General features: G+C 46.6%; 18 protein-coding genes and 2 pseudogenes. 8 read left to right on the forward strand and 12 right to left on the reverse strand.

Features of this window, described 5'->3' with window-relative positions:
- Positions 1-102, reverse strand: a pseudogene (locus BIZ39_RS22590) (FMN reductase); the annotation flags it as partial.
- 2 nt (positions 103-104) lie between these two features.
- Between BIZ39_RS22590 and BIZ39_RS08550 the strand changes: the two are divergent.
- A pseudogene (locus BIZ39_RS08550) lies at positions 105-365 on the forward strand (DUF2891 family protein); the annotation flags it as partial.
- A 104-nt stretch (positions 366-469) separates the two neighbouring features.
- On the opposite strand, the gene BIZ39_RS08555 reads toward BIZ39_RS08550, so the two are convergent.
- The 7 genes from BIZ39_RS08555 to BIZ39_RS08585 form a co-directional block, all read right to left on the reverse strand.
- Entirely contained in the window at positions 470-664 is a 195-nt protein-coding gene (locus BIZ39_RS08555; protein WP_187446811.1) for a hypothetical protein, read from the reverse strand.
- Between the two features lie 66 nt (positions 665-730).
- A complete protein-coding gene (locus BIZ39_RS08560) occupies positions 731-886 on the reverse strand; it encodes a hypothetical protein (protein WP_187446812.1) in 156 nt (51 codons plus the stop codon).
- Between the two features lie 11 nt (positions 887-897).
- Positions 898-1,068, reverse strand: a complete 171-nt coding sequence (locus BIZ39_RS08565) for a hypothetical protein (RefSeq protein ID WP_187446813.1) — start codon at positions 1,066-1,068, stop codon at positions 898-900.
- Positions 1,069-1,361: 293 nt separating this feature from the next.
- Positions 1,362-1,928, reverse strand: a complete 567-nt coding sequence (locus BIZ39_RS08570; RefSeq protein WP_187446814.1) for an NADPH-dependent FMN reductase — start codon at positions 1,926-1,928, stop codon at positions 1,362-1,364.
- A gap of 287 nt (positions 1,929-2,215) precedes the next feature.
- Positions 2,216-3,946: an arginine--tRNA ligase gene (gene argS / locus BIZ39_RS08575; protein ID WP_187446815.1), complete on the reverse strand. Its 1,731-nt coding sequence runs from the start codon at positions 3,944-3,946 to the stop codon at positions 2,216-2,218.
- A gap of 33 nt (positions 3,947-3,979) precedes the next feature.
- Entirely contained in the window at positions 3,980-5,569 is a 1,590-nt protein-coding gene (gene prfC, locus BIZ39_RS08580) for a peptide chain release factor 3 (protein WP_061094535.1), read from the reverse strand.
- Positions 5,570-5,825: 256 nt separating this feature from the next.
- Positions 5,826-6,473 carry a LexA family protein gene (locus BIZ39_RS08585; protein ID WP_015066602.1) on the reverse strand — a complete coding sequence of 216 codons (648 nt, stop codon included), beginning with the start codon at positions 6,471-6,473 and terminating at the stop codon, positions 5,826-5,828.
- A gap of 117 nt (positions 6,474-6,590) precedes the next feature.
- Here BIZ39_RS08585 and BIZ39_RS08590 point away from each other — a divergent pair, with 117 nt between their 5' ends.
- From BIZ39_RS08590 to eexS, 7 genes are read left to right on the forward strand one after another with little or no spacing between them, the layout of a single operon-like run.
- Positions 6,591-6,842, forward strand: a complete 252-nt coding sequence (locus BIZ39_RS08590) for a helix-turn-helix domain-containing protein (protein ID WP_000451746.1) — start codon at positions 6,591-6,593, stop codon at positions 6,840-6,842.
- 55 nt (positions 6,843-6,897) lie between these two features.
- Positions 6,898-7,767 carry a hypothetical protein gene (locus tag BIZ39_RS08595; RefSeq protein ID WP_015066601.1) on the forward strand — a complete coding sequence of 290 codons (870 nt, stop codon included), beginning with the start codon at positions 6,898-6,900 and terminating at the stop codon, positions 7,765-7,767.
- Positions 7,754-8,416 (forward strand): DUF6475 domain-containing protein, encoded by a 663-nt coding sequence (locus BIZ39_RS08600; protein WP_015066600.1) that lies wholly within the window; start codon positions 7,754-7,756, stop codon positions 8,414-8,416. The genes BIZ39_RS08595 and BIZ39_RS08600 overlap by 14 nt, the downstream gene beginning before the upstream one ends.
- A complete protein-coding gene (locus BIZ39_RS08605) occupies positions 8,403-8,951 on the forward strand; it encodes a lytic transglycosylase domain-containing protein (protein ID WP_015066599.1) in 549 nt (182 codons plus the stop codon). The genes BIZ39_RS08600 and BIZ39_RS08605 overlap by 14 nt, the downstream gene beginning before the upstream one ends.
- Positions 8,948-9,247: a flagellar transcriptional regulator FlhD gene (locus BIZ39_RS08610; protein ID WP_015066598.1), complete on the forward strand. Its 300-nt coding sequence runs from the start codon at positions 8,948-8,950 to the stop codon at positions 9,245-9,247. The genes BIZ39_RS08605 and BIZ39_RS08610 overlap by 4 nt, the downstream gene beginning before the upstream one ends.
- Positions 9,244-9,777 carry a FlhC family transcriptional regulator gene (locus tag BIZ39_RS08615; protein ID WP_015066597.1) on the forward strand — a complete coding sequence of 178 codons (534 nt, stop codon included), beginning with the start codon at positions 9,244-9,246 and terminating at the stop codon, positions 9,775-9,777. Before BIZ39_RS08610 ends, BIZ39_RS08615 begins: the two co-directional genes overlap by 4 nt.
- Before the next feature lie 57 nt (positions 9,778-9,834).
- Positions 9,835-10,266 carry an entry exclusion protein EexS gene (gene eexS, locus BIZ39_RS08620; protein WP_015066596.1) on the forward strand — a complete coding sequence of 144 codons (432 nt, stop codon included), beginning with the start codon at positions 9,835-9,837 and terminating at the stop codon, positions 10,264-10,266.
- 32 nt (positions 10,267-10,298) lie between these two features.
- Here the strand turns inward: eexS and BIZ39_RS08625 are convergent, their stop codons facing one another.
- The 4 genes from BIZ39_RS08625 to chrA form a co-directional block, all read right to left on the reverse strand.
- The gene (locus BIZ39_RS08625) at positions 10,299-13,868 is read right to left on the reverse strand and encodes a conjugal transfer protein TraG N-terminal domain-containing protein (protein WP_015066595.1); all 3,570 of its coding nucleotides are present in this window, start codon (positions 13,866-13,868) and stop codon (positions 10,299-10,301) included.
- Between the two features lie 3 nt (positions 13,869-13,871).
- Positions 13,872-15,260, reverse strand: coding sequence for a conjugal transfer protein TraH (locus BIZ39_RS08630; RefSeq protein WP_015066594.1), 1,389 nt, complete (start codon positions 15,258-15,260; stop codon positions 13,872-13,874).
- 2 nt (positions 15,261-15,262) lie between these two features.
- The gene (locus tag BIZ39_RS08635) at positions 15,263-16,207 is read right to left on the reverse strand and encodes a thioredoxin family protein (RefSeq protein ID WP_015066593.1); all 945 of its coding nucleotides are present in this window, start codon (positions 16,205-16,207) and stop codon (positions 15,263-15,265) included.
- A gap of 371 nt (positions 16,208-16,578) precedes the next feature.
- Complete coding sequence (gene chrA, locus BIZ39_RS08640; protein ID WP_015066592.1) at positions 16,579-17,718, reverse strand: chromate efflux transporter; 1,140 nt, start codon at positions 17,716-17,718, stop codon at positions 16,579-16,581.
- Positions 17,719-17,793 lie beyond the last annotated feature (75 nt).

Consider the following 17,793-nt stretch of genomic DNA (forward strand, 5'->3'; position numbering starts at 1 on the left):
ATCTTCCATAAGCGTATTTACCTTCGCAATAGCTTTTTGGTTCGGCAGCACCATAGTACCTAGATTTTCAAGTAACATTCTCAGTAACACCAGCAGACGCAGCCATAATTCCAGCAACTGTAACAGACAAAACTGACGGAAATCTCTCTCACCTAGACGGGCTGAATATCAGCCGAGCCTGGATGATTGAAGGCATCATGAGCGCTTTACCAGACGATGACGCTCGCTTACCGGTACTGGAGAAAACGCTAAAAGCACACCGTGAAGCAGAATTAAACGCTGTTTTTGGTGAGCTGCACTACATGGGAAGTCACTGGCTTAGCAGTTTTGCTAACTACCTTGAGACACAGCGTGGCGTAAAATAAAAAAAATTATCTAGGATAATATGGCAAGAAAGCCGCTCTGGATTAAGCGGCTTTCTTCAGCACGGGGGCACCTAGTTAACGTAGAGGGTTCTAAACAGAATACGTTAAATAATGTCGTCTACACTCGATGTTCTTACACTTGTAAGCTTTTGAAGAATTGCGAGTAAAAGTAAGTTTTGAAACTCAGGCGCTATTAAAAGCGACCCCCCTTCTGTTGAGATGATACTCTCAAAAAGAGAGATAATATTGATTGCCACAAGAAACCAAAATGCTACGTGGCTATATTTTTTTTTGTCCATGATTATTTGCCTTGTCCATGCTTAAATAAATGAAAAGGAGCAGACCTTAAGCCTGCTCGATTAATACTAAGGAATTTCTGGCTCGTTTACTCCATCGTAGAACCCGCTGCCAAGTCCTCGGCCGAAATCATAGGCCAAATCTACCAAAGCCATATAGGTCAATACACGCCCCAAATAACCGCCACTACATTGCATTATTTCATCTTGGTTCAACTCTTCCATAGCAAAACTCCTTAAGGTAGTACGAATTCAGCGACATCGTCTAACCAGCGGTTTGACGTCATTACATGGCTGTAGAAATAACCACTTGCATAGCCTGCACCGTAACCGATACCGTACATAATATCGCCGACCAACCCTGCTCCTGCGACTTCATCGAGTTCGTTAATGTTGATTTCTTCCATAATAAAGCTCCTTCCAAGTAAAGTGATGTGCAAATGCACTTAGCTAGGCTATGACATCAAGGCACTATTGACGACTGACCATGGGGTGGGTTTTATGTCGTATTGTGGACTAAACTTATTTTTCTAAGGTAGGCAATGAAGAGGCTTGATGGTGCTATCTGTTTGTCGTGTTAGATAGCGCACTATCGAATCGAGGCAATTTCAAAAACACATTTATTTAGCATGGATACAAAAACTGCGGCATGCATAGCTAGAGTGCCGACGGCTTTCTCTAGCTACCCTGCTCCTATGTCTTAAGCAAGTTTACCTGCCAGCTCAGCCGTTTCTTTACCCAAATTTTTAAGCTGCTTAATCGTCTTTTCATCCGTAATGGCGCCATCTTCCATAAGCGTATTTACCTTCGCAATAGCTTTTTGGTTCGGCAGCACCATAGTACCTAGATTTTCAAGTAACATTCTCAGTACCACCAGCACGCGCATACCGCCTAGCCCACCAGCAGACGCAGCCATAATTCCAGCCACCTTACCGCGATATGCTTGTAATGGCTTTTCACCTTCCCCCATGCGCGATGCCCAGTCGATGGCATTCTTTAGCAGTGCGGGATAGCTTGAGTTGTATTCTGGTGAAGCAATAAGAAAACCATCATGGTTCATTAGCAATTCTTTGAACGCCTGTGCTTTTTCAGGCATACCAAACTCGGCTTCCTCATCTTCATTAAATAACGGCATTTGAAAGTCAGCTAGGTCTATAACGGTAACCTCTGCGCCAGCCTCACGTGCGCCCTCTGCGGCAACTTTCATAATAGCTTGGTTGAATGAACCTTTACGGGTACTACCTGCAAATGCAAGGATCTTAGTCATTTGAGTTTCCTGTCGTTAATTTAAGTAGTGTTCTAGTTGTCTGATTTATAGGAAGCTATCGCCCTATCGGTTCTAATCGAAATGTCATACCACTATACCTACGGTTACACGCCGCGATTACGAGCATTTAAAATCTCGCTGAATACGCAATTATCTATGCCCACTGGTATAAGGATCTCGATTAGCGCAAACGAGTGTTGTAGGGTTGACGCTTATGTTTCGCATAAAAAAGGCTGACAATCAATGTCAGCCTCTTTGTTATCAATATGTATGTTGTACCGCGAACACTACATTTTTTCTAGTGTTTCGATGCCAAGTAGGGTTAATCCCTGCTCTAGCGTCTTGGCAACCAGAGCTGACAAAGCTAGGCGGCTATCGCGTACCGCTGGCTCAATACCGTCTTTTAACATCGGGCACGCTTCGTAGAATGACATAAATGCTGAAGCCACGTCATAGAGGTAAGTACACAATACATGAGGCGTGGCTTCACGAGATACTGTACCAATCACCTCTTCAAACTGCATAAGTAATACGGCTAGCGTGTGCTCTTGTTTCTCAGCAATATTGATATCTACCGGCATAGTTGCCATATCAACACCCGCTTTTCTGAACAAGCTTTTCACACGGGTATAGGCATACTGAAGGTAAGGCGCGGTGTTACCTTCAAAGCTTAGCATGGAGTCCCAGTTGAACATGTAATCAGTTGTGCGGTTTTTAGATAGGTCAGCGTATTTCACAGCGCCAATACCCACCTTGCGGGCAACTTCTTTAAGCTCGTCTTCGCTTAAATCGTTGTCGCGCTCGGCGATAAGTTTGCCCGCACGCTCAACGGCTTCATCAAGCAATTCGACCAGTTTAACTGTACCGCCAGTACGCGTTTTAAATGGCTTACCGTCACTGCCTAGCATCATTCCAAATGGGCAATGCTCGTAAGTTTGCTCTTCTTTCATAAAGCCCGCTTTACGGCCCACAATTTCAGTTTGCTTGAAGTGCAGTGCCTGACGCGCGTCAGTAAGAATCAGCGTACGGTCAGCGTTTAACTTGCCGCTGCGATAGCGCATTGCCGCAAGGTCTGTCGTTGCGTATAAATAGCCGCCACCCGACTTTTGAACGATGTAAACCGCAGGGTTACCTTCTTTATCAGCAAGCTCAGGTATAAACACCACCTGCGCACCTTGGTCTTCTACTGCAAGGCCTTTCGCTTTAAGGTCACTGATTACGTTGGCTAAATCGTCGTTGTAAGCCGACTCACCCATAATATCTTTACGGGTCAGGCTTACGTTTAGCTTGTCGTACACTTCTTCTGAGTGAGCAATAGACACGTCAATGAACTTTTCCCATAGCGCCAGACACTGAGCGTCACCGCCCTGCAGCTTAACTACGTATTCACGGGCGCGGTCGGCAAAACCTTCTTCTTCGTCAAAGCGTACTTTGGCTTCGCGGTAAAAGTCTTCAAGATCAGAGAGTGCAGTTTCAGCCACTTCATCTTGTAGCTTGTCTGAAAGGTGCGCAAGCAACATGCCGAACTGTGTGCCCCAGTCGCCCATGTGATTTTGACGAATAACGTTGTGGCCCAAGAACTCAAGCACTTTAACCACAGCATCGCCGATGATAGTAGTACGCAGGTGGCCCACGTGCATTTCTTTGGCCAGGTTAGGCGATGAGTAATCAACAACAATGTTTTGTTCTTTTGACTTAGCAATACCTAAACGTGGGTCGGTTAGCGACAACTCACACTGATTAGACAGCCATTCGTCATTTAAATGAACGTTGATAAAACCAGGGCCCGCCACTTCTAGCTTGCTGGCAATATCGTCGAGCTTTACAGTCTCAACAATTTTCTCTGCAATATCGCGCGGCTTTTGCTTAAGCTGCTTGGCTAGCGCCATCGCGCCGTTAAACTGATATTCACCAAATTCAGGTCGAGCGCTGCGCGAAACTGGCACTGGCGCATTTTCTACGCCCATTTCTTGTAGAGCTTCAGTGAAACGGTTAACTAATAGTGCATGTATATTCATAATATATTGTGTCTTTGTTTAATCTTTATTAGCTTAATTTTCGCGCGTGTTCTTGAACTGAATATCAGGGTAGCGCTCTTGCGCTAGCTGTAAATTCACCATAGTAGGTGCGATGTACGTCAAGTTATCGCCGCCATCTAGTGCAAGGTTTTGCTCACCTTTACGGCGGAATTCATCAAGCTTCTTCTCATTGTCAGAGTAAACCCAGCGGGCAGTGCTCACGTTAATATGCTCATAAAGCGCGTCTACGTTGTATTCGGCTTTCAAGCGAGCGACAACTACGTCAAACTGAAGCACACCTACTGCGCCCACAATCAAATCGTTGTTGGCAAGCGGTCTAAACACCTGTACCGCCCCTTCCTCAGAAAGCTGGATCAGCCCTTTCAGCAGTTGCTTTTGCTTAAGCGGATCTTTCAAGCGGATGCGTTTAAATAGCTCAGGCGCAAAGTTTGGAATACCCGTAAAGCGGTAGTTATCGCCTGACGTGAAGGTGTCCCCTATGCGAATGGTACCGTGGTTGTGCAAGCCGATGATATCGCCGGCATAGGCTTCTTCTAGCAATGAACGGTCACCAGCCAAGAAGGTTAATGCATCAGAAATACGCACATCTTTACCTAAACGGCTGTTGCGCATTTTCATGCCTTTTTCGTACTTGCCCGACACAATACGACAAAACGCGATGCGGTCACGGTGTTTCGGGTCCATGTTGGCCTGAATTTTAAATACGAAGCCACTGAACTTACCATCGGTACTTTCGATAGTCCCCTCTTCGGTTTCGCGTCCAAGTGGCGCAGGTGCCCACTCAACCAAACCGTCAAGCATATGATCAACACCGAAGTTACCTAATGCTGTACCGAAAAATACTGGCGTTAACTGGCCTTCCAAGAAAAGCTCTTGTTCAAATTCGTTAGATGCTCCGCGTACAAGCTCAAGCTCGTCACGCAAGGTTTCAGCGAGGTCACTTCCTACTGCAGTATCTAACTCAGGGTTATCTAACCCTTTGATGATGCGCACGTCTTGGATAGTGTGACCCTGGCCGCTTTGATACAAAATAGTTTCGTCGCGGTGAAGGTGATATACACCTTTAAAGCTCTTACCACAGCCAATTGGCCAAGTAATTGGTGCACACAGGATATCAAGCTCGGTTTCTACTTCATCGAGCAGTTCCATAGGATCGCGAATATCACGGTCAAGCTTGTTCATGAAAGTCACAATCGGCGTATCGCGCAAACGGGTGACTTCCATAAGTTTACGGGTTCGGTCTTCTACACCTTTCGCTGCGTCGATAACCATAAGGCATGAGTCAACCGCCGTCAGTGTTCGATAGGTATCTTCAGAAAAGTCTTCGTGTCCCGGAGTATCCAGCAGGTTTACTAAGTGATCGCTATATGGAAATTGCATGACCGAGGTGGTTACCGAGATACCACGCTCTTTTTCCATTTCCATCCAGTCAGATTTAGCATGCTGACCTGACTTTTTACCTTTTACGGTACCGGCAGTTTGCAGGGCGCGTCCGAATAACAATACTTTTTCGGTAATCGTGGTTTTACCCGCATCCGGGTGCGAGATGATAGCAAAGGTCCTTCGCTTATTGATTTCATTAAGAAAATCTTGGTTTGCCATGTATAAATTCTTTTAGTTTGTACACGGATTTGTACACACTTTTGGAAGTACTCTCTTTTCAGTTCTTCGCTTGTCAAATCCGTCGTGTTAATCGTAATTGGCCGCTATTTTCGCTGATCTTGACTTTATAAACAATCAATGGTTATCTAATCGGTTACCATTTACTCTCAGCGTGCGCCAATGCTCAGTTGTAGCTGTTTGCAATCGTTGCTTCTTCAGCTCATGAACAACTGTGGCTAAACCACAAATTCCTTCGCTACCAAAAATCGATGATAGCTTGTTTAACAACGCCTATAATTGAGCAGTTGCCGTTGATCGGTATTGCTGGATACTGTGGATTAAGAGGCTTCAAATATTTTTGCTCACCATCCAAGACTAATTGTTTAAAGGTTGCTTCTCTTGAATCGTCAAGCCGCGCTACAACCAATGAACCAGATGAGTAAGGAGCATCAGGATCTACAACTATAACAGCACCTTCTGGTATTGATTTTTTGCCGCTTGGATTTTCCATACTGTCGCCTTTCACGCGCAGTGCGAAACAACCTTCATGTGCTTTCCCAGTGACTTCACGCCACTCCTCTGCATCTTCAAAGGCAAATCCCTCCGCTATTTCAGTCCAATCCCCAGCCTGAACCCAATTAATAAGAGGAATACTCCCTTTAATGTCAGGCCCTACTTCTACATTACCGACCCCCAAGCCAATCTCGCCATCACCTGTGGCGAGCCAATGAGCATTCACGCGAAGCGCCTCCGCGATCTGCATGGTGTAACGAGACCTAGCCGATTTACCAGAGCAAATCTGGCTGATCGACTGCTGTTTGATACCAATGCGACGAGCCAACTCAGACTGAGTCACCCCAGTAAGCTGCAAGGCATGGTTTAGTCGTTCTGATAAAGTTTTCATAAGCCCGTATTCTACAAATAAAACTGTAGCCTTTCAACAATTTTAACTGTTGACTTATCTACAGTTTAAACTGTAACATTCAATCTTGTAACAGTTATTATTGTAACAGGAGACGGTATGGAAGTGTTCAACACGACACAAAAACATCTCCGCCGTGCCATTGACTTGGTCGGCGGGCAATCAGCATTAGCACGAGCCATCAACTCAAAACAGCAAAACGTCTGGTTTTGGTTGAATAAATCAGGGCGTGTTCCCGCTGAATTCGTTTTACCCATCGAACAAGCTACGCAAGGACAGGTAACCCGATCTCAGTTAAGACCGGACATCTACCCCGAATGCCCAAGCGAACTGAAAGCCAGTAACCAGTAGGATTTAGGGCAAGTAATGGTCAGCATTTTACGTAAACACAAAAGCGAGTACCTCCATGCGTGATTATGGCAAGGTCTATACCCGCTTTTGGCTAAAGCAAAATGTTTTGTCCTGGAGTGACTCAGCGAAGTTGCTAGGACTGTATTTGCTTACATGCCCACATTGTAATTTGCTTGGCTGCTTTCGATTGCCGATTGGTTACGTTGCTTCTGACTTGAACTGGGATGAGCAACAGGTTGCCAAGGCTCTAAATGAGTTAGAACAAGATCAGTTCCTGATTCGTTGCGAGGAATCTGGTTGGACTTTGATTCGAAGCTTTCTGAAGCACAACCCAATCGAAAACCCAAACCAAGGTAAAGCAGCCTTTCGGTTGCTTAAAGATGTACCTGCCGACTTCGTTGGTATGGCATCGCTTTTGAAATCTCTTGCCGCTTTTCAAGCTCGGCTTCCAGAAGAATTTTCATCATTGTTTACGCCTGATGGCAACCCGGTAAGGGACTCTCAACGGTCGGATGACTCTGAGAGAAGCAATAAACCAACAGTTAAAACTGTTGACCAGATACAGTTTGAAGACTTCTGGGATGTACAAATACGCAAAGAAAAAAAAGCGAAAGCCAAAGAAGAATGGCTTCGCATGGGCCTCAATGAAGACCATGAACTCGCCTTGGAAGTCCTAACACGCTGGAAAGAGCAACGAGACAACCGATTGCAGTATCAAGATCGGACTAAGACCCCTATGCCACATAACTGGCTTTTAAACCGGCAATGGGAAGACGAGTACGTTCGCATTGATGAAGTACAGCAATCATCGACGAGCCTAAAGGTCAGCAATCACCAATTGAATATTGAAGAAAGCAATCGCCGCATTGCTGAAAGCTGGGCCGGACCAGGTATTCGGGAGGTTCGTTCAAGTGCAGGAGGTTGATAAACGCGAGTTTGCTGATGTTTGGGGAGCAGCTTGGGCCATGTATGGCAAAAGCGTATCACCACAATTGCTATCCATCGCATTTGAAGCCCTTCGTGCTTATAGCATTGAAGAAGTGCGAATCGGTCTGACTCGGCATATTCAATCACCGGATACTGGGCAATTTTTTCCAAAGCCCGCTGACGTCATCAAGCATATCGATGGCAACTCGGGTTCAAGAGCCATGGTTGCTTGGAACAAAGTTGACAAGGCTGTTCGTCAGGTTGGCGCTTGGACATCCGTGATGTTTGACGATGCGCTTATTCACCGCGTGATTTCAGACATGGGGGGATGGGTTGAACTCTGCAAGGTTGACGACAGGGAATACCCCTTTAAGCAAAAAGAGTTTTTAACACGCTACCAGGCTTACTTACTGCGGGACGAAGTGAGTGAATACCCAAGGCTATTACAGGGTATTGCAGACCATCAGAACCAGCAAAAAGGATTTGATATGCAAGCGCCGGTTGCCGTGGGCGACTGGTCAAAAGCAGCACAAGTTTATACAAGAGGCATCGCTGACTTTAGCGCAGTGCCTTTGAAAAGAATAAGCCCGAAAGCCATTCAGGCGCTTCTCGGAAATCAATTAGAGGATAAAAATGAAAACGATTAAAGCAAAAACCATTGCCCTAGTGATAGCCATGTCCGCAAGCACTTCAGTCTATGCGTTTCCGGGCTATCAGTGGGAAAAAGCAGCACAAAGCGTTGGTATTGATCCAGTCATGCTCTTCGCCGTTGCCTTGGCTGAGTCGGCCTCACATCGTGGTCTTAACATGACCAGTCCATGGCCATACGCAATTCGCAATGGTTCAAATGCAACCTACGCCAAATCTAAGACAGAAGCTGAGCAACTGTTAAACCAGGCACTTCAAAAGAGTGAAAAATACCAGCTCGATATTGGCCTAATGCAAATCAATTTGCATTGGCATGGGCATCGGGTGAGCTCAGCGGCGGAACTGCTAGACCCCATCACCAACCTTACCGTCGGCTCAAGTATTTTGGCCGAAGCAATCAAGTCTTCACCAAACGATTTAGAGCTTGGCATAGGCCGCTATCACAGTTGGAACGAAGAGCGTGCACGCTGGTATGGGCAAAGAGTGCTTTCTATCTATCGCAATATTTTACATGAACTGGAGGTCCGTCAATGACAACCAATCAACAAGACTTCTATCAATTAAATTTGGCGTACCTGCACGCAGCACGGGAATTGGCGCGCATTGATCCGCAAGAGGCTGTCTTGCGCTTTGGACTTACACGCGATGTGGTTGATGCTCTGATTAATGCTGGTGTTGACGACCTGCAACGAGTGGCGACCTCATCATTCATGCTGTTTCAACCAAGGGGTAACCAAAGCCAACTGATTGAGATGGTGAAGAGCAAAGGCACCGGTATTCCAAGAATCGCTTATTTATTATCAACCCTAAACAACAAGGGGGATACATGATTGATAACCTGTCCAAAAGTGAGCTGTTTACCCGAGCCTCGCTACTTATTAAATATGGATTTCGAACAACCATTATCGCGCTCGATACTGGTTTGCCAATCCACATTATCAGAAGGCTTCACAAAGAAGTGACTGGCAAGTCACCTTGTCCTGGTCAATTGCCAGAATCTGATGCCATTGTTAAAAGCAGAAGAGCCTTAGTTGAAGGCTCCCTGCTGATGGCGCTTTATATCAATATTGGTGGTGACAATGTCTACAAGCAATTAAATATTGATGCTTTGATGAAGGCTTACGATGCGTACTTGGTTGCAAGAGAAGAAGCAGATCTTCCAGCTGAGATCCCCTGGAAAAAACTGACCATCAATGAAGGTTGGGTTCTAGCTCGTGATTTAAGATCACAGCTTGCATCCTTACACCGGTGTCGATGCGGTAGTCTGTATTTGACGGTATCTCAACAGCGCATTCAGCTTAAATGTCCTGTGTGTGAGATTATGGCCGAGCAAACCACTAGAGCACTTTTTGAGAACTAACATGCTGATGCATGATTTGATTGTGCACCGCCCGTGCACTTTGAGAGTACTAAGAAGATGACAAACTTACTTAAATCTTTACCAGCACGCTGCTGGGTTATATCACTGGGGCTTTTTCTGGCGACTTTGGCTGCGGCTCACTTTTTTCCATCAGAAATATTAACAGCATCAGCCAAGTTAGCGGCTTTACCATTTCTGTTCTGCACCGTCGTTTTTTTCGGCTACTTGGGATTCAAAGCGACCTGTAACCCCATCGGCCTAATAGCCATCATCACGATGCTTTTAGCAATCGCATATTGGCAAGCGAGTTGGACAATTGTTGGTTTGGGACTCTTTTTCATAGCTATTTGTACTGGAATTAGATTCTTGAGCAGCCAAGTTAAAGATTCGGGTAGAACTTTGAGCATTGAAGAAAAATGGTATTGGTATAAGCTCCATTCGTTTTTTGATGGCTTTTATCCAAGGTATCCCAAAAAGCCAAAAAAATAGCCAGCCCACCACAAGCTGGCTACCTTCTATTTTCAGTTCCTTCCTGATGCCTGGTTATAGGCTCTAATATCGATCAAGTTGTTCTGAGCATAATCTCCCGCAAGGGATGCATTTGAGATCACCGCTATCTGCTTATCCACAAATGCTTTATCTTCTTCGGACACACTGTCAGGGATGTAAGCGCCACTCTCATCCTTTTGACGATAGTCATTTAGCATTTGCTCCCTTAGATCAAGCATTTCAGGCGACCAACTCGATGAGTCTTCAGAGTTGAAAACGCGCCCCGCCAAACCTTCATTGAAAGCTTGAGCGAACACTTGACTTTGAATCGGGGTCAATCCCATTCTCTGCCCTTCGCTGTATGCTTCCTGTTTAAAATCATCGGCGTACTGTTCTAAGAACTCACCATACCGATTGTTAACTGCCGCACCAAATGCCCCCGCCAACATGGCTTCAGACTTAGTGCCCCAGTTTACTTCGGAGGCATACTGCGAACTCGATCCACTGTATGCATCATTAAACGCCGTCAATGGGTTTTCCAAAGAGGTTCCTGCGTCAACGGCTGCTTTTAAGCCATCCCATGTTGATTTGCTGGCCACCGTAGCATTGTGCAAGAAACCTCGTGAGCCAGGATCTTCAAGCGCCTGTTCTTTGTAACTCTCATAATCTTCGCCAAAATGATTCAAGGTATGCAATGCTGCATCAGTATGCTTGCCACTGAAATCACCAATAGCACTGGCGCTGTTGAAGAACATTTCAGCACCAGAGACTCCGCTATCATCAGCCATAATGCGAGATCGCCACTGAGAGCCAGCTTCACTGTTTAGTCCAGATTGATAGGTACTTGTGTCAGAAGCTACGGCCTGCTGGGCTTGTTGCTGATGCGCATTCAGCTGTCCATCTACACCAGAAAGATTGGTTTGGTAAGCAGATTGAGCCGAATTGAACTGCGTTTGAACTGTTGCAGCATCCTCATAGCCTCCCAAAACACCTGATTCAACTTGGCTTTGAGTGCCACCAAAAGTAGGTGCCGTTGATGACAAGCCTTCATTAGAGCGTGGCTGAATAGATCGTAAATCGGCTCCGGTAGCCATGGCCATAACAGTCATTGCTGCTTGATAGTCATTGTCTCGTTCAGCGGGCGTAGAGGAGTTGCTATAGGTTAAAGACTCCATAGCTGCTGCCACATACGCCTGATTATCATCAGGTAGCAAGCGCTGATACATTGGAAGGTTTTCACGTAATCGGTTACCTGCTTCAACATGTTGGTTCATATAGCGACCTAAATAATCCATGACTTCAGGATTATCCGCTGCTAATCGAGTTAACGTCGCACCATCCGTGTTCCTTTGTCCTGATAGACTGTAGCTGGCCTGATCAAGCTCACTAAAGCGGTTTGATGCCGTGATAACGTCTTGTGCTGAACTCTGAAGTGACTGATAGTCTTGATTAGACAACGACATCTCAACGCCAGAGCGTCTTGAATCTGAAAGGTCCTTAACCATCGCATCGCGAAACTCAGCACGTCGTGAATCACTCGATGCCAAGCTTTGCATCTCCCCAGTGAGCGTATTTGCGCTCGTAGACCGAGAACTGCCTTCTGACGACTCAACTTGGCCACTAAAGTTACCACCTAGATCCAACCCAGCTCGTACCCTTGATAGTTTTGGTACACGAGATGAATCTGGCTTATCAACTCCAGGCAAATTACCTTGTGGAGAATCATTGCCTCCCGTTCCAAGAAGCCTCCCAAGAAAACCCTTATCGGCAACTTCTTTCTCACCGGGATTAGTAATGGTTCCATCTCCACCGACCCTAAGGCCTCCCGATAACACGCCCGATACCAAGCCACGTACAGCGTCTTTTTTATCGTCTCCGAAACCATACCGTGTTTGCAGGTCATCAGTAACCTGATTAACAACGGCGCTAGATGCGGAATTAGAAGAACCGATCTGACGTCCAACCGAAGAAAGGTTGTCGTAACTTAGCTTTTCACCAAAGGTTCGGCTCATGGTATTGCCAACCTGACGGCTAAAGGCTTGAGTTGCCTGAGTCATGGATTCTTTTGCAGAGCCGACCATTGAACCCACTGCGTTTCCGACAGAGAAACTGCTTAGTAGGTTTGACGCGCCGGTCATAGCAGAACCCGTAAGGGCTGAATTCTGGAACATTGACTGTGATTGCATCACCGGGGCATTTTTCGCGACATCTGGACTTGCCATCTTTTCATCAATGGCATCACCGTTTTGAAGACGTCCAGCCAAGTGGGTTGCAGTTATTGCTGAGCCATACACGAGCATGAGCGAAATCGCCGGAACACTCGACGCCAACATGCCGCCAGTAGCTATCCAGGTTTGCAGCACTGAATCCATCTGCATCATCCCAGCAAAAGATGGCACTTCTGTACCTGCAAAGGCATCAAGAGCCGACATTTTCCCAGCAACAGTTAAATGGATATATAGGTTAATGATGGCCATGACAGGCATCCAAAGTTGAATCCAAAGCAGGATTAACAAGTACTTCCCGGCCATTCGCATCCCGATTTGGCCAAGGGCTATCACAAAGGCCATCAAAGGGGTGATGGCGTAAATGAATCCCTCAAAAAATGTCATCATCGGACGAACGATACTTTGGAACAGGGTCTGCTCTGCCGCCCATTGCGTATTGCGCTGCTCAATCGCTTGGTTAACCATAACGGCTGCGGTGAAAGCTTGATCATCCATATATTTGCCCGTCACGCTTTGCTCATAAATAGGCAAAAGCACCGACGCGGTCATGTACTCTTGGGTGTTAACCGAAGCCAAACCAAGGTTATTCAGTGCATTTCGGATCACGTCATCAGTGTCCGTTGCTGACGAAGTCCCCAATGAGGCCGACAGAACCTGTTTAAGCCTTGGAATGAAGGTTGATTCTGTTATGAGTTTCAGCTGGCTGTAGGCATCGGTGCAGTCCAGATCGCTACTGCTACCACTGAGCATGATTCGAGTGCCATAAATGCGCGAATCAAACTTAATCGCAGTCATCGGGTTAGGATCACTCAGCACCTGATCGAGGTTCTTTTGGCCGATGTCGATACCAATCAAGGTGCATTCTTTGATGTAGTTAAACCACGATTGTTCGATATCTGAGCCACCGACACGATTTGCATCACCCAACCCAGAGCGATCCATCACCTGTTTTCTCACTTTAATCAGTGACTGTAAACTGGATGCAAAGCCGTATTCCGTCATGGCGGGAGTTGAGAACGCCGTTTCAAACAATCGCGTGATTTGAAAGCCAACAGTCGAAATCGTACTGCCTGCGGCAGCAACACCGATGGGCACATTATCAACCACTCGAACTTGTCCCGTGTACGCATCCTCAATGCTCACTCGGGTACTGGGCCCAAACATGGTTGCAAAGACTAGCCATGAGACTAAAACATGTTGAAAGTTAATCCCACGACCACCTTGCATTAAGGCCTGAACAGAGACCATCAATACCCCAATGAGCAAGCCAATGCGAACCATTGAAGTAAAATCGCCTGTACCAGTGATCATCGCGACAGCGTTCAGGACCTGCTCTAAAAAAGCCGAATCCCCGATGGAATAGATCTCCCACATAACCTATTCCCCCAGCGCCGTAGATTTAACGGTGTAATAACGCTGTTTGCGAATGGTCTGAATCACTTGGTTAAAGTGCGCCAGCAATTCTTGCTCTGAGCCGTATCTTCGCTGCAACGCGGCGTACTCCTCATTGATTTGGCGACGTGCACGTTCAAGATCTTCCGTTAACAACTTCGCATAGGCATGATCTTCCACACCCGATGTGCTTCTAGCTGCGTTGAGCATGTCTTCAACCAATGCTCGGGCCATCTCAACAGCAATAAATGGAGCCGCTCGTGAAGCAAACGACCTAGCAGCCCCTTCATTTAATGCAGAAAGTGTTCTAATCATGCCGCCAATGCTCGCGGGAGCCGAGGTCATAAAAGCCTGTTCGGTGGTGCTAGCAGCCCCTGTATTTCGAGCAAATTTAAAAATAATGCCGTTACTAGAACCTGTACCAAGAAGTAAATTTTCTACCTGAGTTGATAACCCGGTAAGGGTCACGTTAGTGATTGTCGGGTTCAAACAACCGTCTTGCGTCACTGTGTCACATCGGTACATAGCGACGTTACCGCCGTGAATTAGATGCTCAATAGTCACTTTATTGCCATTCAGTCTGGTCAGTTTCGGGGCTTTACCTTGGCCATCAGCGGCATTAGCTAGATCACCAACAATGATCGAACCCGTCACCGACATAACTGCTTCAAGAAAACGGTCATCCCCCGATGCAAACCAGCTTGATGCCGAATGACGTTTCAGTGCTCGCCAAACCAAATTACCTTTAATCGTTCTGTTTACATCAGATGCCGCGACACTCGAAGCGTTCTCATATGGGTTCTTACCATTGGATTCACTCCAACTGGTAAAAACGTCTCCAGCCCCTTTAAGTGAGCTCAACATGCTGGCTTCTGTTTGCCCCTTTATACCAAAAGCAGCCAGGGTATCGTTCACAACTCCCTGAGCCATTTGACAGGAATTGCCGAAATACTCGTTCAACTGCTGGATTTTCTTTTGCAGTGTCTCCATGTGCTGGGAGCATTTCTCACACATAGCACTGAGCGCCAATTGGAATGCGTACCCCTTGGCGTTTGCAGCAACAGAGCGAAGTAATTGAACAAACTGATCCGCGTTAACAAATGACAAACTTCCCGCGAACATATCAATGCCACCACAACCGGCTTGGAATGACGGAGGCACCATAGAGACGAGGTTCTCGTTCATGATTCTGTTACGGACAACAACGCTTCCACCAGATATAACGCCACGCCGCTGACTCTCGAATACACCTGGCGCAGTGGTGTTGGTCATTGAACCAAACAACTGGTTCATCTCCTGTTGCAAGCTTGCTTGGCTCATAGATGAAAAACCAATCGCACAGGCGATTAGCGATACTCGGAATACTTTTTTCATCGTTATAACCCTCCTTGTGCACGCAGATAGCGAACAAGGAACTCAGGGTCCTGTAATATCTTTTCGTTAAGCTCTTGGGCTGACATCGCGAGTGACACGCCGGGTTGAACAGGTCTGGTGGCATAGTAAGTTTGATCGTCAATCCAACCGGCTTGATGGGCTGCGAGAATGATTCGATTATTGAGCTCATCAAGGCTCATTGCGCCTTGGCCAATCGGAGTGATGACATTAGGCGGATCAACTAAGAACACGGCAGGGACAGTCGTAACGGACAATGATTGAGCTTGTCCTGAATCGACTTTGAAATTGGGAAACTCTCCACCCGGTAAAGGCAAGCCATCGACAGCAATAGCAAACACCTCAAAACCGTAGTTCAAAGCCATGGATTCGATGATAGGCGCTTGAGCATGGCAGTAAGGGCAATCCGAACGATAGAAGAAGAACAAGCCAGCTCGTTTTGCTACCTCAACTAAAGCAACATCCCGTTGAGTGCCAGCTTCTCTATCCATCCGATTGGCGGCATAAGTCGCCAAGGGTCTTCGACTGATTTCATCCAAAACAGGATCACCCATGACCACCTGCTGACTAACATCAGCAAATAGTGAGCCCTTATCCATCATGACGCGCTGAAGATAAAGATAGGCTCTGACATTCTCACTCGTTGGCTCATCAATTGCCTTGTCCATAAACGATTGCATATGCTCTCGGAACCATGCGGCACTGAAGGGCTTTAGTTCGCTCTGACTGGACTCCACGACACCAGCTTCCGGCTCTATCAGCTCATCAGGCTGCTCAGGTTCAGGAATGACCTGATACCAAAACCAGCCTTCCTGACCACGCTGATAGAATGGCCCATCACTGGCATGGGCGGGCAAGATGAATAGAAATAAAATAATGATTGGGATGGTCACCCATAGGATAAACCAAGGTAACAAAGGGGTTCTCATTGTCAGCTCCAGAAAATTTCATAGAGCTAACATGCTAAAGATCCCCATAAGAGCGATTGGCCAGATAGATGAAGGAATCGTGTGTGTTTCTGACTAGCTGTTTTGACCAGTAACAACAGCTAACTTTAATGAGCAAAATATATGACGACGATTGATGGGGGGAGCCGATCAGATCGTAGCTTCTTGATTTAGTTCCATCGATTTAAGCAACAAAGCCGGATGCAGTGTAAATATGGGATAATAATCTCCTACCTTTGTGATGCTCTTTTAATCGGGGTCTGTTCCGTTATCGCTATCTAATCTAAGAACAAGGGCACTCGTATTTGAGTGCCCATGGTTTATCTGGATTCAATGGCTGGCTAATCAGGAGGCTACATCATGCCCGTGACAAGGCCTGCCGCCACAAAAAATACGATCATCCACAGCACCGAAAGGTTGAGCTTTTTGTGTAGATAGAAACCTACAATCACTAACGCCATGTCGATGGGAGCAACAACTGCGCTGCTAAATACTGGCTGGTAAAGTGCCGAGAGTAGCAATCCTACTACCGAGGCGTTTACACCGTTGATGGCGCCGGAGACCAACGGTTTGCTTGCCAGTGCTTGCCAGTTTTTAAGTACGCCAAGCAGTAAAAGAAAACCTGGTAGGAATACACCAAGCGTTGCGATCAGCGCACCTAAAATTGGCGTATCCGAAAGCTCATAACCGATAAAAGTTGCAAAGGTGAACATTGGCCCCGGTACAGCTTGTGCAGCGGCGTAGCCTGTTAAAAATACATCTGGGCTGAGCTGATCGCCAACAATGTTTTGCAGAAGCGGCAGCACCACATGACCGCCACCAAACACTAAGCTACCAGCTTGGAAAAAATCACTAAACAGCCCAAGCAAAGGCAACGTATGAGCCACTAACGGTAAGCCGAGTAAAAGCACCGCAAATAGAGCCAGTGGCGCTATAGACGGTTTAAACGGCTCGGTTGATGGCACGGAGCCTTTCCTCAGATATCGCAAACCGACAATACCGGCTCCGAGCAACACGAACATTTGCGTCATGATGCTTGGTGCCACCAACAACGCAATCGCAGTCGCGACGCACAAACCAGCGGTCAGTTTGCTTTGGCAGAAGTTTTTGTACATGCCCCAGGTCGCATCCGCCACGACAACGACAGCTAGTAGTTTTAGCCCGTGAACGATGTTTTGAAACATTGCGGTGTCGGTGATTTGGCTACTCACCATCGCTAGCGCCAACATGATGATCACCGAAGGAAGCGTGAATCCGACAAATGCTGCGCATGCACCACTTAAACCGCCGCGCTTATAACCCAATGCAAAGCCGACTTGGCTTGATCCCGGTCCCGGCAAAAACTGACTGAGCGCGACAATTTGAGCGTACTCGCTGTCATCAAGCCATTTCAGTTTCTCAACAAAGGTTTGGCGAAAATAACCAATATGAGCCGCTGGGCCGCCGAAGCTGAACCAACCCAGCCAGAAAAAAGTCTTGAAGATAGTGAACATGTCGAGCCTGTTTATTTAAAAAGCATTTTTGCTAATTTATCGAATGCTATAAAATGACTCAAATTGATGATTTTG

This window comes from Alteromonas sp. BZK5, from assembly GCF_014349115.1.
Taxonomy (GTDB): Bacteria; Pseudomonadota; Gammaproteobacteria; order Enterobacterales; family Alteromonadaceae; genus Alteromonas; species Alteromonas macleodii.